Genomic DNA, 20,031 nt, shown 5'->3' with positions numbered 1-20,031 from the left:
AACAGCATGGCACTCTTTGCCTTCGTTTGCGCCGACAAGCCCGACCATCTGAGCGTCCGCATGGACACGCGCCCGGCGCATGTCGACCACCTCAACGCGCTGAACGACCAGGGCGTGCTGAAGATGGCCGGCCCGTTTCTCGACGGTGACGGCAAGCCTAACGGCAGCCTGGTGATCGTCGAGGCGGAAACCATAGAAGCGGCGCAGGCCATCGCCGATGCCGATCCTTACGCTAAGGCCGGCCTGTTCGCCTCGGTCGACGTGAAGCCCTTCAACTGGGTCTTCAACAAGCCGGAAGCGTGAGGCAGGCATGGCATACTGGCTCTACAAGTCCGAACCGTTCAAGTGGTCCTGGGAAATGCAGAAGGCCAAGGGCAAGGTCGGCGAGGAATGGACGGGCGTGCGCAACTACCTGGCGCGCAACAACATGCGGGCCATGAAGATCGGCGACAAGGGCTTCTTCTACCACTCCAATGAGGGGCTGGAAGTCGTCGGCATCACCGAAGTCTGCGCGCTTTCGCATCCTGATTCGACAGCCGAAGGCGACGAGCGCTGGGATTGCGTCGACATCCGCGCCGTCTGCGACATGCCCAAGCCCGTCACGCTGAAGGACGTCAAGGCCAACCCCAAGCTCGAGAAGATGGCGCTCGTCACCTCGATGCGGCTGTCCGTCCAGCCGGTGACGGAAGAGGAATATTTCGAAGTCTGCCGCATGGGCGGGCTCGACAAGCCGCCGCTGTCGCCAGCCGACGAGGGATGAAGACCGAGCCGCGCGCCTTCATCCTCGCCAACACCGCTGTCATGTCGCCGCCGCATGTGCCGGAAATCCGGCTGCATCTGGCCGACGAGGCGCATGACCTCTGGCTGAAGACTGAGGAGGATCTGCAGGAGATCGGCCTGCCGCCGCCATTCTGGGCATTCGCCTGGGCGGGCGGGCAGGGGCTGGCGCGCTACGTGCTGGACCATCCCGACGTGGTCCGCGATAGGCGGGTGGTGGATTTCGCCACCGGCTCGGGGCTGGTCGCGATCGCCGCACGGCTTGCCGGTGCCGCGGCCGTGCATGCCGTCGACATCGACCCGTGGACGCAGTCGGCCGTCGAACTCAACGCTGCGGAAAATGCCGTCGACATTTCCTTCAGCCGCGACGATCTCGTCGGTGGCGTGGTGGACGCGGATGTGTTGCTGGCCGGAGACGTGTTCTACGACCGCGACTTCGCCGCGCGGCTCGTGCCGTGGTTCTCGATGCTTGCCGCGCAAGGCAAGCAGGTGCTGGTCGGAGATCCCGGGCGCAGCTATCTGCCGAAAGATCGGCTGGAGGCTCTGGCAAGCTACGAGGTGCCGGTCAGCCGGGCGCTGGAAGACAGTGAGATCAAGAAGACCACCGTCTGGCGCTTTATCTGACCGCTTCGACAGCCTTCGCGATCAGTTGGTGCCGCGGATGACGCAGACGCCGGCCTCGTAGCGGCAGTCGTCATAGGCGAGGAATTCCCCGCTCGCGACGTCCTCGTCGACGTGGATGATCTTCGGCTGCAGCCCGATCGACCGGCTGCCTGCCTCACCTGTGCTGCCCAAATCGCTTGAAAAATAGATGCCGTTGCCGCGCACCCGCATCGCCGAAATGCCGCCGGCAAAGGTGCCGACGCCGGGGATGATCGACGGCAGCCCATCGCCGCCCACATACTCGCCCCCGCCATATCCGCGATCGGTATGTCTGCCGTGGTCGCGGTGCCGATCGCCGTGACGGTCCCTGTGGTGCGCCTGGCGGCGGTCGTCGCCGCCACGCCAGCCGGGCGCCCGGTAATCTGGAACGGAGGATCTGCCGCGGCCGGTATGGCTGCCGTGCTCGATGCTGCGCGATTGCCAGCCGGAATGGTGGCCTCGGTCGCGGTGACGCTCGGACGCCTCGGCAACGGTTGCGATGCCGGCGGTCGCCATCATGACTGCCACTGCCACCAGGCCAGGCTTCAGGTTTGCCGCCATTGGGGCGTCCTCTCCAACTCCGTTCGTTAACCCGACGTTAACAGAAACAAAGTGGATTGGATCCTGTTCGGACCCCGTCGATGCGAAAAAGTTTCAAGGGGTCTGGACAGGCCCCGGACATGATTGTTCCGGCGGTGTTAGATCCACTCCGATCTGCCAATCGATTAAATTTGAAATCGCTCTGGAATCGGCTTGTGGTCTGACCATCCGATGAGTAAACCACCCGATGATGCAATGCACATTTTCTCGGCATGGTGCATTGCCGGAAGCGCTCCCGCGTGAATGCGCATGAACGCCGCGAGGATATGATGGCGAATGTGACAAATAATCGGCCGTTGTCGCCGCACCTGCAAATTTATCGTTTCATCCCCACCATGGCCATGTCGATCGTGCACCGCATCACTGGCGGCGCGCTGTATTTCGGCACGATCCTGGTGGCTGCCTGGCTGCTCGCCGCGGCATCGGGCGAACAGACGTTCAATCAGGTGAACTGGTTCTTCGGCTCCATCGTAGGACAGGTCATCCTGTTCGGCTACACCTGGGCCATGCTGCATCACCTGCTGGGCGGGCTGCGCCACCTGATGTGGGATCTCGGCTACGGCTTCGAGAAGGAAACCTCGACGCTGCTCGCCAAGGCAAACCTGGTGGCTTCGATCGTCCTGACGGTCGTCGTCTGGGCCATCGTGCTGATCGTACGCTAAGGAGTTACCTCATGGACATGCGCACGCCGCTCGGCAAGGTTCGCGGGCTTGGCTCGGCCAAGAGCGGAACCGATCATTTCTGGAAGGTTCGCACCACGTCGATCGCACTGGTGCCGCTGCTTCTCTTCTACGTCGTCTTCCTCATCATGTATGCCGGCCGGCCTTATGCGGATGTCGTCTCGGCGCTGTCCAATCCGTTCGTCGCGACCATCAATGCGCTGACGATCATTGCCAGCATCGTGCACATGAAGCTCGGCATGGAAGAGGTCATTCAGGACTATATCCATTCCGAGGTCATGAAGCTCGCGCTTCTGATGCTCAACGCCTTCTTTTCGCTTCTGGTCGGCGGGCTCTGTCTTGTCGCCGCCTTGAAGATCGCATTCGCAGGATAATCATCCCATGGCATCGATCACTCCCATCGCCCAGAACGGCAAGGCCTACACCTATGTCGACCACTCCTACGACGTGATCGTCGTCGGCGCCGGCGGGGCTGGCCTTCGCGCCACGCTCGGCATGGCCGAGCAGGGGTTCAAGACGGCCTGCATCACCAAGGTCTTCCCGACCCGCAGCCACACGGTCGCAGCCCAGGGCGGCATTGCAGCCTCGCTGCAGAACATGACGCCGGACTCGTGGCAGTGGCACCTCTACGATACGGTCAAGGGCTCCGACTGGCTCGGCGACGTCGATGCCATGCAGTACATGGTCATGGAAGCGCCCAAGGCCGTCTACGAGCTCGAGCATTACGGCGTGCCCTTCTCGCGTAACGAAGAGGGCAAGATTTACCAGCGGCCATTCGGCGGCCACATGCAGAACTTTGGCGCCGGTCCTCCTGTGCAGCGCACCTGCGCCGCCGCCGACCGTACGGGTCACGCCATCCTGCACACGCTCTACGGCCAGTCGCTTAAGCACAACGCCGAATTCTTCATCGAGTATTTTGCCCTCGACCTGATCATGTCGGACGATGGCCGCTGCACCGGCGTCGTCGCCTGGAACCTCGATGACGGCACGATCCATCGCTTCGCCGCCAAGATGGTGGTGCTGGCGACCGGCGGCTACGGCCGCGCCTACTTCTCGGCAACGTCCGCCCATACCTGCACCGGCGACGGTGGTGGCATGGTGGCCCGCGCCGGCCTGCCGCTGCAGGACATGGAGTTCGTCCAGTTCCACCCGACCGGCATCTACGGCTCAGGTTGTCTGATCACCGAGGGCGCGCGCGGCGAAGGCGGCTATCTCGTCAATTCCGAAGGCGAGCGCTTCATGGAGCGCTATGCTCCCTCGGCCAAGGACCTTGCCTCGCGTGACGTGGTGTCGCGCTGCATGACGCTGGAAATCCGCGAGGGTCGCGGCGTCGGCAAGAACAAGGACCACATCTTCCTGCATCTGGATCACCTGGATCCGGCCGTTCTGCATGAACGCCTGCCGGGCATCTCGGAAAGCGCCAAGATCTTTGCTGGTGTCGACGTGACGCGCGAGCCGATCCCGGTGCTGCCGACGGTCCACTACAACATGGGCGGCATTCCGACCAACTACTGGGGCGAAGTGCTGAACGCCGACAGCGAGAACCCGGAGCGTTTGCTGCCGGGCCTGATGGCCGTCGGCGAAGCCGGCTGCGCCTCGGTGCACGGCGCCAACCGCCTCGGCTCCAACTCGCTGATCGACCTGGTGGTCTTCGGCCGTGCCGCCGCCATCCGCGCCGGCCAGGTCATCGACCGGGTATCGCCGGTGCCGGCTCTCAACATCGCTGCCTGCGACAAGATCATGGACCGCTTCGACGGCCTGCGTCACGCCCAGGGCGGCACGCCGACCGCGGTGCTGCGCGACAAGATGCAGCGCGCCATGCAGGAAGACGCCGCCGTCTTCCGGACCCAGGAATCGCTGGAATCGGGCTGCAAGCGGCTGTCGTCGATCTGGAGCGAGATGAAGGACATCAAGGTCACCGACCGGTCGATGATCTGGAACTCCGACCTCGTCGAGACGCTGGAACTGCAGAACCTGATGGCCAACGCCATCAGCACGGTGTTCAGCGCCGAGGCCCGCAAGGAAAGCCGCGGCAGCCACGCCCGCGAGGATTACACCGAAGGCGCTTTCGCCGGCCGAGACGACGTCAACTGGCGCAAGCATTCGCTGGCCTGGGTGTCGCCGGAGGGTGACGTCAAGCTCGACTACCGGCCGGTGCACACCGACCTCATCGCCGAGGGCATCGATCCCGTGAAGATCGAGCCGAAGGCCCGCGTGTACTGATCGATGAACATGGTGGCCTCCCGCATAGATGCCCGTAAAAGCGTCCCTGGGGGGAGGCCACTTGGCCTGTTCGCGATCAACCTCGACCGGTCGCCGGATCGCTGGGCGGCCATCGAGGCCGGCTTCGGCAGCCTCGCCTGGCCGCTCCACCGGGTGGCCGGCGTCGATGCGCGAAACGATCCGCAGGCGGTTCTGTCGGTGCGCGGCACGGCCTTGGCCGATGACGGCCAGGGGCTCGGGTGGAACTTGCACCGCAACCGCCGGTTCATGCTGACGGAGGAAGCCTGCCTGGCCGGCCATGTGATGGCCTGGCGCCAGTTTCTCGCAAGCGATTTCCAGCACGCGCTGGTGCTCGAGGATGATGCCGCTCCGCAGCCGGGTTTCGAACCGACGCTGAGATCGCTGCTGGCGAAGGGTTTCGACGCCGATATCGTCAAGCTGGAAGGCATTTATCGCGCGGGCGGGCGACGGAGCATGCCGCTCGCGGAACTTGGCGGGCATCGTCTGGTGCGGTCGCTGCGACCCTGTTCGGGTGCGGCTGCCTATCTTCTCACGCGACCAGCGGCCGAGCAGCTTCTGGCGCGGATTGGCCGGCTGCTCGTTCCGGCCGACGATTTTCTCTGGACGCCGTCCCTGCACGGGCTGCGGCTGGCGGACGTGTCGCCGTGGACGGTGATGCAGTCGGGTGCCGCAAGCGTGATCGCGACAGATCGCGGGGAAAAGCAGGCCAGGCGCGGCGGCTCTTTCATGCGCGGTCCGGTAACGGCGCTGCGGCGGGCAATGGAACGGCTTGCGCTTTTGTGGGCAGCCTGTGACGGGCGTCCCCATATACTCGTGAAAGCGACCATGGCGCCCTGGGCGCCGGATGATTATAACCGAGGTAACAAAACGGCGGTCTCCGCCGATGATCGAAGGTCCAGCAATGGTTGAACTTGCTCTCCCGAAAAACTCCAAGATGACCGAAGGCAAGACCTGGCCGAAGCCGGCCGGCGCCACGAACCTTCGCGAGTACCGCATCTATCGCTGGAACCCGGACGACGGCGAGAACCCGCGCATCGATACCTACTACATCGACGTGGACAATTGCGGTCCGATGGTTCTCGATGGTCTCCTGTACATCAAGAACAACATCGACCCGACCCTGACGCTGCGTCGCTCCTGTCGCGAGGGCATCTGCGGGTCGTGCGCGATGAACATCGACGGATCCAACACGCTCGCCTGCACCAAGGGCATGGACGACGTGAAGGGCAGCGTGAAGGTCTATCCTCTGCCGCATATGCCGGTGGTGAAGGATCTGGTGCCGGATCTGACGAACTTCTACGCCCAGCACCGCTCGATCGAGCCCTGGCTGAAGACGGTCTCGCCGCCGCCGGTCAAGGAGTGGAAGCAGAGCCACGACGACCGCATGAAGCTCGACGGTCTCTACGAGTGCATCCTGTGCGCCTGCTGCTCGGCATCCTGTCCCAGCTACTGGTGGAACGGCGACCGCTATCTCGGTCCGGCAGTCCTCCTGCAGGCCTATCGCTGGCTGATCGACTCCAGAGACGAAGCCAAGGGCGAGCGTCTCGACGACCTCGAGGATCCGTTCCGCCTCTATCGCTGCCACACCATCATGAACTGTGCCCAGACCTGTCCGAAGGGCCTCAATCCGGCCAAGGCAATCGCCGAGATCAAGAAGATGATGATCGAGCGGCGGGTCTGACATCCGTCGGCCGCCCTTGAACTCGCGCAGATGTGAGCCATCTGCGCGGGAGGCGGCCCGAAACGCGGGCCTGGACCGGATCGATGGCTTGATTTGAAACGGCTATTGACGGTAATTCAGAGACAGACGTGCGCGCGGTGCGTGCGGAAGCGGTTAGCGGGAGCTTTAAGATGCAGTTGAGATATGTGGTGACCGGCGTTCTGGTTGCGGTGTCCCTTTCCGGCTGCCAAAGAACCTCCAGCGATCCCTACACCAATCTGCCAGGTCCTGCCCCTCTGCAGGCCCAGCCTGTTCCTCAGGTCCAGTCGAACCAGCTTCCGCCTCCGGGCGCTGCCGGTTCGTCGCAGTTCCCGGCCGCTCCCGCTGGTAACACGCAGATGGCGTCCCTGCCGCCAGGCGGCGGCGAAGCGCCGGCAACCGCGCTCGATGTCACCAAGGAGTCAATGGTCGGCAACTGGCGCGTCAACAATGCCGGCAGCAGCTGCGACATGTTCCTGACGCTCACCAATCTCGGCGGCGGATCGCGCGGCGGTACGCGCGGCTGCGTCGGCGAGTTGACGGCGATGGGCTCCTGGGAAGTGTCGGGCAAGACCGTGCAGTTCAAGAACCGCAGCGGCGACGTGATCGGCCGGGTCTACAAGAGCGGCGAGACACGTTTCGACGGCACGACCAATTCCGGACAGGCGATCAGCCTCAGCCGCTAAGCGGACGTCTCCCGCGCCCGCCCGATAGGGCTCATCGATGGCACAACTCCCGGACTACAACAACAGCGTCAGCGATGAGCTGACGTCCATGACGGCGGCGGGTACGCTGCAGCTCGACAAGGCGCAGATGGCCGTCGCTGCCAAGCTCGATCATGTGCTGGCGCAGTTGCGCGAGCGCGTGCCGGCGAAGAAGACCAGCGCCCTCGGCTGGCTGTTCGCCCGCAAGGCCCGTCGCTCGGAGAACGGTATCCGCGGCCTGTATGTCTACGGCTCGGTCGGCCGCGGCAAGACCATGCTGATGGACATGTTCTTCTCCAAGGCTCCGGTGGCCGCCAAGCGCCGCTGCCACTTCCACGAATTCATGGCGGATGTGCATGCCCGCATCCATGCCCACCGGCAGAAGCTGAAGGCCGGCGAGACGAAGCAGGCCGATCCGGTGCCGCCGGTCGCCGCCGACCTGTTCGCCGAGGCGCAGCTCCTCTGCTTCGATGAGTTCTCGGTCACCGACATCGCTGACGCGATGATCCTCGGGCGGCTTTTCACCGAACTCTTCTCGCTCGGCTGCGTGCTGGTCGCGACCTCCAACGTGGCGCCCGACGACCTCTACCGCGACGGCCTCAACCGCTCGCTCTTCCTGCCGTTCCTGACGCTGATGACGCAGTATGTCGACGTGACGACGCTGAATTCGCCAACCGACTACCGCATGGAGAAGCTCGCCAGCCTGCCCGTCTACCTGTCACCGCTTGGCGGGAAGGCCGACGTGGCGCTCGAAACTGCCTGGCACCAGATGACTGACGGGGCAAAGGTGGCTCCGGCCGAAATCCCCCGCAACGGCCGCAGCATTCACGTCCCCTGCGCTGCAGGGCGGGCTGCACGCTTCGGCTTTGCCGATATCTGCGACAAGCCGCTTGCCGCTGCCGACTACCTGGAGATTGCTGCCCGCTACGACGTCGTGTTCGTCGAGGGCGTGCCGTTGCTCGGACCTGAGAAACGCAACCAGACGAAACGTTTCATCAACATGGTCGATGCATTTTACGACAAGAGCGTGCGGCTGTTCATTTCGGCAGCGGCGACGCCTGACGCATTGCTGACGGAAAAGCGTAGTACCGAGGGCTTCGAGTTCGACCGGACGATCTCCCGCCTCTACGAGATGCGCAGCCCGGATTATCTCGCACTGCACAGGGCGAAGCGCGCCCGGGATGACACTTCAGCGACATAATCTCTTACGTTTACGTAAGAATTTTATAGTCTAACCGATTGAAATTCCAGCTTCCAAAGAATCGTTTGCCATTTTACGGCATCCGGGCTAATCGAAAGCCCTACCGGTCGACAGGTCTCATGCCGGCCATGCATTCGAATGGAGAGGAAGCTTCTCAATGGCTCGCAAAAAGATTGCACTTATCGGTTCCGGCATGATCGGCGGCACGCTGGCTCACCTCGCCAGCCTCAAGGAGCTCGGCGACATCGTCCTGTTCGACATCGCCGACGGCGTACCTCAGGGCAAGGGTCTCGACATTGCTCAGTCCGGCCCGGTCGAAGGCTTCAACGCCAAGCTCTCCGGCGCCAGCGATTACGCAGCCATCGAAGGCGCTGACGTCTGCATCGTCACCGCCGGCGTCGCCCGCAAGCCGGGCATGAGCCGCGACGACCTGCTCGGCATCAACCTCAAGGTCATGGAACAGGTCGGCGCCGGCATCAAGAAGTATGCCCCGAACGCCTTCGTCATCTGCATCACCAACCCGCTCGACGCGATGGTCTGGGCGCTGCAGAAGTTCTCCGGCCTGCCGAAGAACATGGTCGTTGGCATGGCCGGCGTACTGGATAGCTCGCGCTTCCGCCTCTTCCTCTCCGAAGAATTCAACGTGTCCGTCCAGGACGTCACCGCCTTCGTTCTCGGCGGCCACGGTGATACCATGGTGCCGCTCGCCCGCTACTCGACCATCGGCGGCATCCCGCTCACCGACCTCGTGAAGATGGGCTGGGTCACCGCCGAGCGCCTCGAGCAGATCATCCAGCGCACCCGTGATGGCGGCGCGGAAATCGTCGGCCTGTTGAAGACCGGCTCTGCCTATTACGCCCCGGCCGCCTCGGCGATCGAGATGGCGGAATCCTTCCTCAAGGACAAGAAGCGCGTCCTGCCCTGCGCCGCCTATCTCTCCGGCCAGTACGGCGTCAACGACATGTATGTCGGTGTGCCGACCGTGATCGGCGCCGGCGGCATCGAGCGCATCATCGAAATCGATCTCAACAGCGACGAACAGGCGGCTTTCCAGAAGTCCGTCGATGCGGTTGCCGGCCTCTGCGAAGCCTGCACGACCATCGCTCCCGCTCTCAAGTAATCGCCATACGGCCGAGACCCTAAGGACCAGACGATGAACATCCATGAATACCAGGCCAAGGCTCTTCTGAAGAGCTACGGCGCACCGGTCGCCGAAGGTGTGGCGATCTTTTCCGCGGAAGAAGCCGAAGCTGCCGCAAAGCAGCTGCCCGGCCCGCTCTACGTGGTGAAGAGCCAGATCCATGCGGGCGGCCGCGGCAAGGGCAAGTTCAAGGAACTCGGCCCGGATGCCAAGGGCGGCGTTCGCCTGGCCTTCTCGATCGACGAAGCCAAGAGCCACGCCAAGGAAATGTTCGGCAACACGCTGGTCACCGCCCAGACGGGTGAGGCCGGCAAGCAGGTGAACCGTCTCTACATCGAAGACGGCGCCGACATCTCCCGCGAACTCTACTGCTCGCTTCTCGTCGACCGTTCGGTCGGTCGCGTCGCCTTCGTCGTTTCGACGGAAGGTGGCATGGACATCGAGGCTGTCGCCCACGACACGCCGGAAAAGATCCACACGATCGCCATCGATCCGGAAGTAGGCGTCACGGCCGACAACATCGCTGCGATCTCCAAGGCCCTGGAACTCTCCGGCGCTGCCGCGGAAGATGCCAAGTCGCTGTTCCCGATCCTCTACAAGGCCTTCAGCGAGAAGGACATGGCGCTCCTCGAGATCAACCCGCTGATCGTCATGAAGAACGATCACCTGCGCGTTCTCGACGCCAAGGTGTCGTTCGACGGCAACGCCATGTTCCGCCACGACGACGTCAAGGCGCTGCGTGACGAAACCGAGGAAGACGCCAAGGAAATCGAAGCCTCCAAGTGGGACCTCGCTTACGTGGCGCTCGACGGCAACATCGGCTGCATGGTCAACGGCGCAGGCCTTGCCATGGCGACGATGGACATCATCAAGCTGTACGGCAAGGAGCCGGCAAACTTCTGCGACGTCGGCGGTGGCGCCGGCAAGGAGAAGGTTGCGGCCGCCTTCAAGATCATCACCGCAGACCCGAAGGTCGAGGGCATCCTCGTCAACATCTTCGGCGGCATCATGAAGTGCGACGTCATCGCTGAAGGCGTCGTCGCCGCCGTCCAGGAAGTCGGCCTCAAGGTTCCGCTGGTCGTTCGTCTGGAAGGCACCAATGTCGAGCTTGGCAAGAAGATCCTGAACGAATCGGGCCTTGCGATCACGGCCGCCGACGACTTGGACGACGCCGCCAAGAAGATCGTCGCTGCGATCAACGCCTAATTTGAAGGACCGGAAATAATGTCCATTCTCGTCAATAAAGACACCAAGGTCCTGGTTCAGGGCCTGACCGGCAAGACCGGCACCTTCCACACCGAACAGGCGCTTGCCTATTACGCAACGCAGATGGTCGGCGGCATCCACCCCAAGAAGGGTGGCGAAACCTGGACCGGCTCGAAGGGTGAAAGCCTGCCGATCTTCGCTTCCGTCGCCGAAGCCAAGGAACGCACGGGTGCCGACGCCTCGGTCATCTACGTTCCGCCGGCAGGCGCAGCGGACGCGATCATCGAAGCGATCGACGCCGAAGTGCCGTTCATCACCTGCATCACCGAGGGCATCCCGGTCATGGACATGGTGCGCGTCAAGGCACGGCTCGAAAAGTCGAAGTCGCGTCTTCTCGGCCCCAACTGCCCGGGCATCCTGACGCCGGAAGAATGCAAGATCGGCATCATGCCGGGCTCGATCTTCCGCAAGGGCTCGGTCGGCATCGTGTCGCGCTCCGGCACGCTGACCTATGAGGCCGTGTTCCAGACCTCGAACGAAGGCCTCGGCCAGACGACCGCCGTCGGTATCGGCGGCGACCCGGTCAAGGGCACCGAGTTCATCGACGTTCTGGAAATGTTCCTCGCCGACGAAGCCACCCAGTCGATCATCATGATCGGCGAAATCGGCGGTTCTGCCGAAGAGGATGCCGCACAGTTCCTCATCGACGAAGCCAAGAAGGGCCGCAAGAAGCCGATGGCAGGCTTCATCGCCGGCCGCACCGCGCCGAAGGGCCGCACCATGGGTCATGCCGGCGCCGTCGTTTCGGGTGGCAAGGGCGATGCGGAATCGAAGATCTCCGCCATGGAAGCCGCCGGCATCAAGGTGTCGCCTTCGCCGGCCCGCCTCGGCAAGACGCTGGTTGAAGTTCTGAAGGGCTGACGCCACATTCACGTCAGCTGATACACTTTCAGGGCAGGCGGATCCGGTTGGATCCGCCTGCCCATGCCGCTCCCGGGTTTTTGCGGGCCTTACGGCAGCATACGCACTGCAAGCGACGGTCGGCGCTTATCCAAGATCCGGCCCCCAATTACGTCAGGAGGCGGGTGTTACAGCCCGCGGAAGCATCATGGCACGGCAAGAAGCCAACGAGCAGTTTCTCATCACCTCGTTCCTCGACGGCGCGAACGCCGCCTATATCGAGCAGCTCTACGCTCGCTACGAGGAGGATCCGAATTCCGTCGGTCCCGAATGGCAGTCCTTCTTCAAAGCGCTGGCCGATAATCCGGATGACGTGAAGAAGGCCGCCAAGGGCGCCTCCTGGCAGCGCAAGAACTGGCCGATCCCGGCCAACGGCGAGCTGATCTCGGCGCTCGACGGCAATTGGCCGGTCGTCGAGAAGGCAATCGAGAAGAAGGTTCAGGCGAAGGCCGAGGCCACCGCTGCTGCTGCCGGCACGCCGCTCGATCCGACCGCCGTCCTGCAGGCGACGCGCGACAGCGTGCGCGCCATCATGATGATCCGCGCCTACCGCATGCGCGGCCACCTGCATGCCAAGCTCGATCCGCTTGGCCTTGCAGCGCCGGTCGAGGACTACAACGAGCTGTCGCCGACCGCCTACGGCTTCACCGAGGCCGATTACGACCGTAAGATCTTCATCGACAACGTGCTGGGCCTCGAATACGCGTCGGTCCGCGAGATGATCGATATTCTCGAGCGCACCTACTGTTCGACGCTCGGCGTCGAGTTCATGCACATCTCCAACCCTGAAGAGAAGGCGTGGATCCAGGAGCGCATCGAAGGCCCGGGCAAGGGCGTCGAGTTCACCCCGGAAGGCAAGAAGGCGATCCTCCAGAAGCTCGTCGAGTCGGAAGGCTTCGAGCAGTTCATCGACGTCAAGTACAAGGGCACCAAGCGCTTTGGTCTCGATGGCGGTGAATCGCTGATCCCGGCACTCGAGCAGATCATCAAGCGCGGCGGCCAGGACGGACTGGAAGAAGTCGTGCTCGGCATGGCCCATCGCGGCCGTCTGAACGTCTTGACCAACGTCATGCACAAGCCGCATCGCGCGGTGTTCCACGAGTTCAAGGGCGGCTCCTTCAAGCCCGACGAAGTCGAAGGCTCGGGCGACGTCAAGTACCACCTCGGCGCCTCCTCGGACCGCGAGTTCGACGGCAACAAGGTGCACCTGTCGCTGACCGCCAACCCGTCGCACCTGGAAATCGTCAACCCGGTGGTGATGGGCAAGGCCCGCGCCAAGCAGGACATGATCGCCAAGTCCTGGGATGGCGACGTCATCCCGCTGAAGGAACGCGCCAAGGTCCTGCCGCTGCTGCTGCACGGCGATGCCGCGTTCGCCGGCCAGGGCGTGACCGCCGAAATCCTCGGGCTGTCGGGCCTGCGCGGTCACCGCGTTGCAGGGACGCTGCATTTCATCATCAACAACCAGATCGGCTTCACCACCAATCCGGCCTATTCGCGTTCGTCGCCCTATCCGTCGGATGTCGCCAAGATGATCGAGGCGCCGATCTTCCACGTCAACGGCGACGATCCGGAAGCTGTCGTCTACGCCGCCAAGATCGCCACCGAATTCCGCATGAAGTTCCACAAGCCGGTGGTCGTGGACATGTTCTGCTACCGTCGCTTCGGCCATAACGAAGGCGACGAGCCGGCGTTCACGCAGCCGAAGATGTACAAGGTCATCCGCGGCCACAAGCCGGTTGCCGAGCTCTACGCCGAGCGTCTGATCGCCGAAAACGTCATCACCGACGGTGAATACCAGAAGCTGAAGGCCGACTGGCGCGCCCATCTGGAACAGGAATTCGAAGCCGGCCAGAGCTACAAGCCGAACAAGGCCGACTGGCTGGACGGCCAGTGGACGGGCCTGCGCTCGGCCGATAACGCCGACGAGCAGCGTCGCGGCAAGACCGCCGTGCCGATGAAGAGCCTCAAGGAAATCGGCCGCAAGCTGTCGACCATTCCGGACGGCTTCAACGCTCACCGAACCATCAAGCGGTTCATGGACAACCGCGCGCAGATGGTCGAGACCGGCGAGGGGATCGACTGGGCGATGGCGGAAGCCTTCGCCTTCGGGTCGCTCGCCGTCGACGGCCACAAGGTGCGTCTGTCCGGCCAGGATTGTGAACGCGGCACCTTCTCGCAGCGTCACTCGGTGCTTTACGATCAGGACACCGAAGAGCGCTACATTCCGCTTGCCAACCTGTCGCCAACCCAGGCGCGCTACGAAGTCATCAACTCGATGCTGTCGGAAGAGGCCGTGCTCGGCTTCGAATACGGCTACTCGCTGGCCCGTCCGAACGCGCTCACCCTCTGGGAAGCCCAGTTCGGCGATTTCGCCAACGGTGCGCAGGTCGTCTTCGACCAGTTCATCTCGTCGGGTGAGCGCAAGTGGCTGCGCATGTCGGGCCTCGTCTGCCTTCTGCCGCACGGCTATGAAGGCCAGGGTCCGGAGCATTCGTCGGCGCGCCTCGAGCGCTGGCTGCAGATGTGCGCCGAAGACAACATGCAGGTTGCCAACGTCTCGACGCCGGCCAACTACTTCCACATCCTGCGCCGGCAGATGAAGCGCGACTTCCGCAAGCCGCTGATCCTGATGACGCCGAAGTCGCTGCTGCGCCACAAGCGCGCCACCTCGACGCTGGCGGAAATGGCGGGCGAAAGCTCGTTCCACCGCCTGCTCTGGGACGATGCGGAAGTCATCAAGGACGGCCCGATCAAGCTGCAGAAGGACGCCAAGATCCGTCGCGTCGTGATGTGCACCGGCAAGGTCTACTACGACCTTCTGGAAGAGCGCGAAAAGCGCGGCATCGACGACATCTACCTGCTGCGTCTGGAACAGCTCTATCCGTTCCCGGCCAAGGCGCTGATCAACGAGCTGTCGCGGTTCCGCCATGCGGAAATGGTGTGGTGCCAGGAAGAGCCCAAGAACATGGGTGCCTGGGCGTTCATCGACCCGTATCTCGAATGGGTGCTGGCGCATATCGACGCCAAGTACCAGCGCGTCCGCTACACCGGCCGTCCGGCTGCCGCCTCTCCGGCGACGGGCCTGATGTCCAAGCATCTGGCGCAGCTGGAAGCCTTCCTCGAAGACGCACTCGGCGGCTGATCTCCAGTCGCTTGGCGGCGGCTGAGTTTTCAGCCGCCCCTTCACCCGTTCGAAAATACATCTGACAAACACGGAAACAGATCATGGCCACCGAAATCCGCGTCCCAACGCTTGGGGAATCCGTCAGCGAGGCAACCATCGGCACCTGGTTCAAGAAGGTCGGCGACACGGTGAAGGCCGATGAACCGATCGTCGAACTGGAAACCGACAAGGTGACGGTCGAAGTTCCGGCCCCGGCATCGGGCGTGCTGACGGAAATCGTCGCACAGGCCGGCGATACGGTCGGTCTCGGCGCGCTGCTCGGGCAGATCGCCGAAGGCGCCGCCGGGTCCGCATCGGCTCCGGCTCCGGCTGCCGCTCCGGCTCCGGCTGCCGCTCCTGCAGCGCCGGCCGCTGCCGCTCCGGCACCTGCCGCCGCACCGCACGCGACTGCCGGCTCGTCGATGCCGCCAGCCCCGGCTGCCGCGAAGCTTGCCGCCGACAACAATCTCTCGACCTCCGACATCGACGGCTCAGGCAAGCGTGGCCAGGTGCTGAAGGGCGACGTGATCGCTGCCGTCGCCAAGGGAACCTCGGCTCCGGCTGCCGCGCCGGCAGCGGTTCCGGCCGCACCGCGCGCTCCGTCGTCCACCGAGGATGCGGCGCGCGAAGAGCGCGTCAAGATGACCCGCCTGCGCCAGACGATCGCCAAGCGCCTCAAGGACGCCCAGAACACGGCTGCCATGCTGACCACCTACAACGAGGTGGACATGAAGGCGGTCATGGACCTGCGCAACCGCTACAAGGACGTGTTCGAGAAGAAGCACGGCGTCAAGCTCGGCTTCATGGGCTTCTTCACCAAGGCCGTCACCCATGCGCTGAAGGAACTGCCGGCCGTCAACGCCGAGATCGACGGTACCGATCTCGTCTACAAGAACTATTGCCACGTCGGCATGGCCGTCGGCACCGACAAGGGTCTCGTTGTTCCGGTCATCCGTGACGCCGACCAGCTGTCGATCGCCGGCGTCGAAAAGGAACTCGGCCGTCTCGCCAAGGCTGCCCGCGACGGCACGCTCGGCATGGCCGACATGCAGGGCGGCACCTTCACCATCACCAATGGTGGCGTCTACGGCTCGCTGATGTCCTCGCCGATCCTCAACGCACCGCAGTCGGGCATTCTTGGCATGCACAAGATCCAGGAGCGTCCGGTTGTCGTCGGCGGCCAGATCGTCATCCGTCCGATGATGTACCTGGCGCTCTCCTACGATCACCGCATCGTCGACGGCAAGGAAGCCGTCACCTTCCTGGTGCGCGTCAAGGAAAGCCTGGAAGATCCGGAACGCCTGGTTCTCGATCTCTAAAAAACCACGTGACATCGAACTGAGGAGAGCAGCATGGATCCGATTTCGGCAAACGCCGCGCATCTTGTCGTGCTGCTCTCGCTCAGCGTTGTCATCCTGCTCTTCCATATTGGCTTGCAGGGGATTCTCGCGACCCGCGAGCTGGGATCGACCTGGAACGCCGGTCCGCGGGATGCCGACAAGCAGCCGACGGGAGTGATGGCCGGTCGCGCCGCCCGCGCCTCGAAGAACTTTCAGGAAACCTATCCGGCCTTCATCGGCCTGCTGCTCGGCCTTGCCTTCATCGGCGATCCGTCCGGCCTTGGCATCGGCGGCGCCTGGATGTGGCTGATCGCCCGCATCGCCTATATCCCGCTCTATCTCACCGGCATTCCGTATATCCGCTCTCTCGTCTGGCTGGTGAGCGTCGCCGGGTTGCTGATCATGATGTTCGCCCTGGTTGCCTGAACTGCCCCGGGCACATCAGGCAAACGCAACGTTTCTAAAAAGGACTTAACTGCATGGCTTATGATCTCATCGTTATCGGCACCGGCCCTGGCGGCTATGTCTGCGCAATCAAGGCTGCCCAGCTCGGCATGAAGGTTGCCGTGGTCGAGAAGCGCGCCACCTTCGGCGGCACCTGTCTCAATGTCGGCTGCATCCCGTCGAAGGCGCTGCTGCACGCGTCGGAAGTCTTCGCCCACGCCAAGCACGGCATGGAAGAGCTGGGGGTCGAGGTCTCCGGCACCACGCTCAACCTCGAGAAGATGATGGGCCATAAGGACGCGACGGTGAAGTCGAACGTCGACGGCGTCGCCTTCCTGTTCAAGAAGAACAAGATCGAGACCTTCATCGGCACCGGCAAGATCGTCTCCGCCGGCAAGGTCTCGGTGACCGCCGAAGACGGCTCCGCGCAGGAACTCGAAACCAAGAACATCGTCATCGCCACCGGCTCCGACGTTGCCGGCATTCCGGGCGTGCAGGTCGAGATCGACGAGAAGGTCATCGTCTCGTCGACCGGCGGCATCGCGCTTGAAAAGGTCCCGGCCCACATGGTGGTCGTCGGCGGCGGCGTGATCGGCCTCGAGCTCGGCTCGGTATGGATGCGTCTCGGCGCCAAGGTCACCGTCGTCGAATATCTCGACACCATCCTCGGCGGCATGGACGGTGAAGTCTCCAAGCAGTTCCAGCGCATCCTCGCCAAGCAGGGCATGGACTTCAAGCTCGGCGCCAAGGTCACCGGCGTCGAGAAGTCCGAGACCGGCGCCAAGGTCACCTTCGAGCCGGTCAAGGGCGGCGAAGCCCAGACCGTCGATGCCGACGTGGTGCTGATCTCCACCGGCCGCAAGCCGTTCACCGCCGGCCTCGGGCTGGAAGAAGCGGGCGTCGTGCTCGACAACCGCGGCCGCGTCGAGATCGACGGCCACTACGCGACCAACGTCCCGGGCATCTATGCCATCGGCGACGTGGTCAAGGGCCCGATGCTTGCCCACAAGGCGGAAGACGAGGGCGTGGCGCTCGCCGAAATTCTCGCCGGCCAGCACGGCCACGTGAACTACGACGTCATTCCGGGCGTCGTCTACACGCAGCCGGAAGTCGCCTCAGTCGGCAAGACCGAGGAAGAGCTGAAGTCGGCCGGCACCGCCTACAAGGTCGGCAAGTTCCCGTTCATGGCCAATGGCCGTGCGCGCGCCATGCTGGCGACGGAAGGTTTCGTCAAGGTTCTGGCCGACAAGGATACCGACCGCGTGCTCGGCGTTCACATCATCGGCTTCGGCGCCGGCGAAATGATCCACGAGGCCGCGGTGCTGATGGAATTCGGCGGTTCGTCGGAAGACCTCGGCCGCACCTGCCACGCGCACCCGACGATGTCGGAAGCCGTCAAGGAAGCAGCGCTCGCCACCTTCTTCAAGCCGATCCACATGTGATTTGGTCGCATTGCGTAAAAGTGCAAAGGGTAGGATGATGTCCTGCCCTTTTTGCATTCGAGGATGCGGCGTTGAACGAGAAAGCCAGCCTTCAGCTTCCCCCCGAGGTGATCGATGCGATCGATGCGCATATCGATAGCGGCATTTACGGCTCGCCGGCAGCCGTCGTGAAGGCAGCGCTGGGCGCATTGGATCGCGAAAACGATCGGTTTGATCATGTCATCGATGGAGGAATCCGGGCGGCGCTTGATGATCCCCGGCCGGGAGTGCCGGCCGAGCAGGTCTTCGAGCGGCTGGAGCGTCTCCATGCCGACCGTACGAAAAACGACCGCGGATGATCAGCCGGGTTCTGTTTCATCCTGTTGCAGAAGCCGATCTCGAACAGATTTACCATTTCATCGCTGCGGACAGCCCACAGCGGGCCATCGCTTTCGTACGCAGGATTAGGTCGTTTTGCGATGATCTTGAGGCCATGCCGGAGCGTGGGCGCAGTCGGAATGATCTGGCTCCGGGCGTCCGGACACATGTTTTGAAGCGGCGGGTGATCGTTGCCTACCGCCTGCAGGACGGCGTTACAACAATCTTGCGTATCTACTATGCCGGTCAGAATATCGACAGCTCGATCTGGCCAAAGGATTGACAGCCTTTCGATCAGTCGACCCGCGTCACCGCGAACCCCTGCTGGCGCAGGAGGCTTACCAGCCCGTCCTTGCCAACTAGGTGCAGCGCACCGACGGCGATGAAGGCACCGCCCTCGTTCAGCATCGGCAAAGCGCGCTCGGCCATGGTGTGGTTGCGGCGGGTGACGATGCGCTCCTCGAACTCGGCATAGCCTTCGCCCTCGGTACCGTCCGGTGCCACCGCCTTCAGCATCGGCATGGTCATGCCGATTTCACCGGACACATAGAGGTCGGTCATCGTCGCGGTCACGTCGTCCATCCGGTCGCCCATGGCGATCATCTCCATCAGCGACTTGATGTGGAAGTCCGTCGGGATCGACGCCATGGCCGAGAGCTGCTCCTGCATCGTCTCCAGCCCCTTCACCGGCTTGCCGGCCGCGACCGCCTGCTCGGCAATCTGCTTGTCGAGGAAGGAGGCGCCCTCGGCCTTGCGGGCAAGCTCACAGGCCGGCAGGGCGATGAAGCTCGACAGCATCCACGGCTGCATGCGCGAGACGGCGGCAAGCGGAATGCCGCGCTTCTTCAGCGACGCCTCGAGCTTTGCCGCATCCTGCGGCGACAGGAACGACAGGATCGTCGCGCCGTCGGTCATCATCGTCAGCTCGGGCTTGAGGAGCATCTTCGCCATCGCCTGCTTCTCGTCGAGGATCTCGTCGGATTCAACGACGATCACCTTTGCCGCATCGCGGGCTTCGGCGGCACCCTTCGGCATGGCGAGCACCCGCGGATCGGTCACATGCATGGTGCCGAGCAGCCAGGAGGGCGCTAGGCCCGGCCGGTCGATCTTCCAGAACAGACCCCGGCCGTTCTCGACTTGATCCGCTTCCGACATCAGTCCCGCATAGGCGGATGGATCGCGGGCTTTCATCTCGGTGAGGATGTTGGCTCCGTCGCACGTGTCGCCCGCCGCGCGTGCCGGGACCGCAAGACCGAGCACGACCAGGAACGTCAGAAACGCCAGCACGTGCAGTGCGGCCAGCAGCCAGAGGGCCTGGTCGCCGGGCTCCCGGCGGACAGAACGAAGATCGGGGAAGATGCGATGGGTCATGGGGATCGCTTTAACCCTGTGGAGGAGCAGAGAGGCTTAACGAACATGGTTAATGCG

Annotated in this window: 21 protein-coding genes; 19 read left to right on the top strand and 2 right to left on the bottom strand. The window is 63.4% G+C overall.

Translation table 11 applies throughout. The features are described 5' to 3' along the window. Positions 1-6: 6 nt before the first annotated feature. Genes AAIH46_RS18730 through AAIH46_RS18720 form a run of 3 tightly spaced genes read left to right on the top strand, consistent with a single transcriptional unit; the run spans position 7 to position 1,401 of the window. Positions 7-303 (top strand): YciI-like protein, encoded by a 297-nt coding sequence (locus AAIH46_RS18730; protein WP_430307571.1) that lies wholly within the window; start codon positions 7-9, stop codon positions 301-303. A 7-nt stretch (positions 304-310) separates the two neighbouring features. Beyond that, positions 311-760: an EVE domain-containing protein gene (locus tag AAIH46_RS18725; protein ID WP_430307570.1), complete on the top strand. Its 450-nt coding sequence runs from the start codon at positions 311-313 to the stop codon at positions 758-760. Continuing rightward, complete coding sequence (locus tag AAIH46_RS18720) at positions 757-1,401, top strand: class I SAM-dependent methyltransferase (protein ID WP_430307569.1); 645 nt, start codon at positions 757-759, stop codon at positions 1,399-1,401. Before AAIH46_RS18725 ends, AAIH46_RS18720 begins: the two co-directional genes overlap by 4 nt. 21 nt (positions 1,402-1,422) lie before the next feature. Here AAIH46_RS18720 and AAIH46_RS18715 read toward each other — a convergent pair whose 3' ends face one another. Then, positions 1,423-1,980: a hypothetical protein gene (locus AAIH46_RS18715; protein WP_430307568.1), complete on the bottom strand. Its 558-nt coding sequence runs from the start codon at positions 1,978-1,980 to the stop codon at positions 1,423-1,425. A gap of 308 nt (positions 1,981-2,288) precedes the next feature. Between AAIH46_RS18715 and sdhC the strand changes: the two genes are divergently transcribed. From sdhC to AAIH46_RS18635, 16 genes are all read left to right on the top strand, one after another. Then, positions 2,289-2,681: a succinate dehydrogenase, cytochrome b556 subunit gene (sdhC, locus tag AAIH46_RS18710; protein ID WP_430307567.1), complete on the top strand. Its 393-nt coding sequence runs from the start codon at positions 2,289-2,291 to the stop codon at positions 2,679-2,681. 11 nt (positions 2,682-2,692) lie between these two features. After that, the gene (gene sdhD / locus AAIH46_RS18705; protein WP_430307565.1) at positions 2,693-3,073 is read left to right on the top strand and encodes a succinate dehydrogenase, hydrophobic membrane anchor protein; all 381 of its coding nucleotides are present in this window, start codon (positions 2,693-2,695) and stop codon (positions 3,071-3,073) included. Positions 3,074-3,080: 7 nt separating this feature from the next. Further along, entirely contained in the window at positions 3,081-4,922 is a 1,842-nt protein-coding gene (gene sdhA / locus AAIH46_RS18700; RefSeq protein WP_430307564.1) for a succinate dehydrogenase flavoprotein subunit, read from the top strand. Positions 4,923-4,931: 9 nt separating this feature from the next. Further along, positions 4,932-5,852 carry a glycosyltransferase family 25 protein gene (locus tag AAIH46_RS18695; RefSeq protein ID WP_430307563.1) on the top strand — a complete coding sequence of 307 codons (921 nt, stop codon included), beginning with the start codon at positions 4,932-4,934 and terminating at the stop codon, positions 5,850-5,852. Further along, complete coding sequence (locus AAIH46_RS18690) at positions 5,845-6,624, top strand: succinate dehydrogenase iron-sulfur subunit (RefSeq protein WP_430307562.1); 780 nt, start codon at positions 5,845-5,847, stop codon at positions 6,622-6,624. The genes AAIH46_RS18695 and AAIH46_RS18690 overlap by 8 nt, the downstream gene beginning before the upstream one ends. A gap of 170 nt (positions 6,625-6,794) precedes the next feature. Then, entirely contained in the window at positions 6,795-7,328 is a 534-nt protein-coding gene (locus AAIH46_RS18685; protein WP_430307561.1) for an AprI/Inh family metalloprotease inhibitor, read from the top strand. A gap of 37 nt (positions 7,329-7,365) precedes the next feature. After that, positions 7,366-8,547 carry a cell division protein ZapE gene (gene zapE / locus AAIH46_RS18680; RefSeq protein WP_430307559.1) on the top strand — a complete coding sequence of 394 codons (1,182 nt, stop codon included), beginning with the start codon at positions 7,366-7,368 and terminating at the stop codon, positions 8,545-8,547. Positions 8,548-8,704: 157 nt separating this feature from the next. Beyond that, positions 8,705-9,667 carry a malate dehydrogenase gene (gene mdh, locus AAIH46_RS18675; RefSeq protein ID WP_430307558.1) on the top strand — a complete coding sequence of 321 codons (963 nt, stop codon included), beginning with the start codon at positions 8,705-8,707 and terminating at the stop codon, positions 9,665-9,667. 33 nt (positions 9,668-9,700) lie between these two features. Beyond that, positions 9,701-10,894 (top strand): ADP-forming succinate--CoA ligase subunit beta, encoded by a 1,194-nt coding sequence (sucC, locus tag AAIH46_RS18670; protein WP_430307557.1) that lies wholly within the window; start codon positions 9,701-9,703, stop codon positions 10,892-10,894. 18 nt (positions 10,895-10,912) lie between these two features. Beyond that, entirely contained in the window at positions 10,913-11,815 is a 903-nt protein-coding gene (gene sucD / locus AAIH46_RS18665) for a succinate--CoA ligase subunit alpha (RefSeq protein WP_430307556.1), read from the top strand. Positions 11,816-12,002: 187 nt separating this feature from the next. Continuing rightward, positions 12,003-14,999, top strand: a complete 2,997-nt coding sequence (locus AAIH46_RS18660) for a 2-oxoglutarate dehydrogenase E1 component (protein ID WP_430307555.1) — start codon at positions 12,003-12,005, stop codon at positions 14,997-14,999. Positions 15,000-15,082: 83 nt separating this feature from the next. Continuing rightward, entirely contained in the window at positions 15,083-16,339 is a 1,257-nt protein-coding gene (odhB, locus tag AAIH46_RS18655; protein WP_430307554.1) for a 2-oxoglutarate dehydrogenase complex dihydrolipoyllysine-residue succinyltransferase, read from the top strand. A gap of 33 nt (positions 16,340-16,372) precedes the next feature. Then, a complete protein-coding gene (locus AAIH46_RS18650; protein ID WP_430307553.1) occupies positions 16,373-16,786 on the top strand; it encodes an MAPEG family protein in 414 nt (137 codons plus the stop codon). A gap of 53 nt (positions 16,787-16,839) precedes the next feature. Beyond that, positions 16,840-18,246 carry a dihydrolipoyl dehydrogenase gene (gene lpdA, locus AAIH46_RS18645; RefSeq protein ID WP_430307552.1) on the top strand — a complete coding sequence of 469 codons (1,407 nt, stop codon included), beginning with the start codon at positions 16,840-16,842 and terminating at the stop codon, positions 18,244-18,246. Positions 18,247-18,317: 71 nt separating this feature from the next. Beyond that, a complete protein-coding gene (locus AAIH46_RS18640) occupies positions 18,318-18,584 on the top strand; it encodes a ribbon-helix-helix domain-containing protein (protein WP_430307551.1) in 267 nt (88 codons plus the stop codon). Next, positions 18,581-18,886, top strand: coding sequence for a type II toxin-antitoxin system RelE/ParE family toxin (locus AAIH46_RS18635; RefSeq protein ID WP_430307549.1), 306 nt, complete (start codon positions 18,581-18,583; stop codon positions 18,884-18,886). The genes AAIH46_RS18640 and AAIH46_RS18635 overlap by 4 nt, the downstream gene beginning before the upstream one ends. A gap of 11 nt (positions 18,887-18,897) precedes the next feature. On the opposite strand, the gene AAIH46_RS18630 is transcribed toward AAIH46_RS18635, so the two are convergent. Then, positions 18,898-19,974, bottom strand: a complete 1,077-nt coding sequence (locus tag AAIH46_RS18630) for a TraB/GumN family protein (RefSeq protein WP_430307548.1) — start codon at positions 19,972-19,974, stop codon at positions 18,898-18,900. Positions 19,975-20,031: the final 57 nt, after the last annotated feature.

The organism is Rhizobium sp. 0TCS1.26, from assembly GCF_050455525.1.
In the GTDB taxonomy this organism is placed as follows: Bacteria; Pseudomonadota; Alphaproteobacteria; order Rhizobiales; family Rhizobiaceae; genus Neorhizobium.
The sequence above is the reverse complement of the archived record's forward strand: the minus strand, read 5'-3'. Positions and strand labels throughout refer to the sequence as shown.

Coding starts and splice junctions, on each gene's coding strand:
- AAIH46_RS18685 (WP_430307561.1), top strand. CDS start 6,795: ATGCAGTTGAGATATGTGGTGACCGGCGTTCTGGTTGCGGTGTCCCTT.
- sucC (WP_430307557.1), top strand. CDS start 9,701: ATGAACATCCATGAATACCAGGCCAAGGCTCTTCTGAAGAGCTACGGC.
- AAIH46_RS18650 (WP_430307553.1), top strand. CDS start 16,373: ATGGATCCGATTTCGGCAAACGCCGCGCATCTTGTCGTGCTGCTCTCG.
- sdhC (WP_430307567.1), top strand. CDS start 2,289: ATGGCGAATGTGACAAATAATCGGCCGTTGTCGCCGCACCTGCAAATT.
- zapE (WP_430307559.1), top strand. CDS start 7,366: ATGGCACAACTCCCGGACTACAACAACAGCGTCAGCGATGAGCTGACG.
- AAIH46_RS18635 (WP_430307549.1), top strand. CDS start 18,581: ATGATCAGCCGGGTTCTGTTTCATCCTGTTGCAGAAGCCGATCTCGAA.
- AAIH46_RS18715 (WP_430307568.1), bottom strand. CDS start 1,980: ATGGCGGCAAACCTGAAGCCTGGCCTGGTGGCAGTGGCAGTCATGATG.
- AAIH46_RS18725 (WP_430307570.1), top strand. CDS start 311: ATGGCATACTGGCTCTACAAGTCCGAACCGTTCAAGTGGTCCTGGGAA.
- mdh (WP_430307558.1), top strand. CDS start 8,705: ATGGCTCGCAAAAAGATTGCACTTATCGGTTCCGGCATGATCGGCGGC.
- AAIH46_RS18730 (WP_430307571.1), top strand. CDS start 7: ATGGCACTCTTTGCCTTCGTTTGCGCCGACAAGCCCGACCATCTGAGC.
- AAIH46_RS18660 (WP_430307555.1), top strand. CDS start 12,003: ATGGCACGGCAAGAAGCCAACGAGCAGTTTCTCATCACCTCGTTCCTC.
- AAIH46_RS18690 (WP_430307562.1), top strand. CDS start 5,845: ATGGTTGAACTTGCTCTCCCGAAAAACTCCAAGATGACCGAAGGCAAG.
- sdhD (WP_430307565.1), top strand. CDS start 2,693: ATGGACATGCGCACGCCGCTCGGCAAGGTTCGCGGGCTTGGCTCGGCC.
- lpdA (WP_430307552.1), top strand. CDS start 16,840: ATGGCTTATGATCTCATCGTTATCGGCACCGGCCCTGGCGGCTATGTC.
- sdhA (WP_430307564.1), top strand. CDS start 3,081: ATGGCATCGATCACTCCCATCGCCCAGAACGGCAAGGCCTACACCTAT.
- AAIH46_RS18630 (WP_430307548.1), bottom strand. CDS start 19,974: ATGACCCATCGCATCTTCCCCGATCTTCGTTCTGTCCGCCGGGAGCCC.
- AAIH46_RS18720 (WP_430307569.1), top strand. CDS start 757: ATGAAGACCGAGCCGCGCGCCTTCATCCTCGCCAACACCGCTGTCATG.
- AAIH46_RS18695 (WP_430307563.1), top strand. CDS start 4,932: ATGGTGGCCTCCCGCATAGATGCCCGTAAAAGCGTCCCTGGGGGGAGG.
- odhB (WP_430307554.1), top strand. CDS start 15,083: ATGGCCACCGAAATCCGCGTCCCAACGCTTGGGGAATCCGTCAGCGAG.
- sucD (WP_430307556.1), top strand. CDS start 10,913: ATGTCCATTCTCGTCAATAAAGACACCAAGGTCCTGGTTCAGGGCCTG.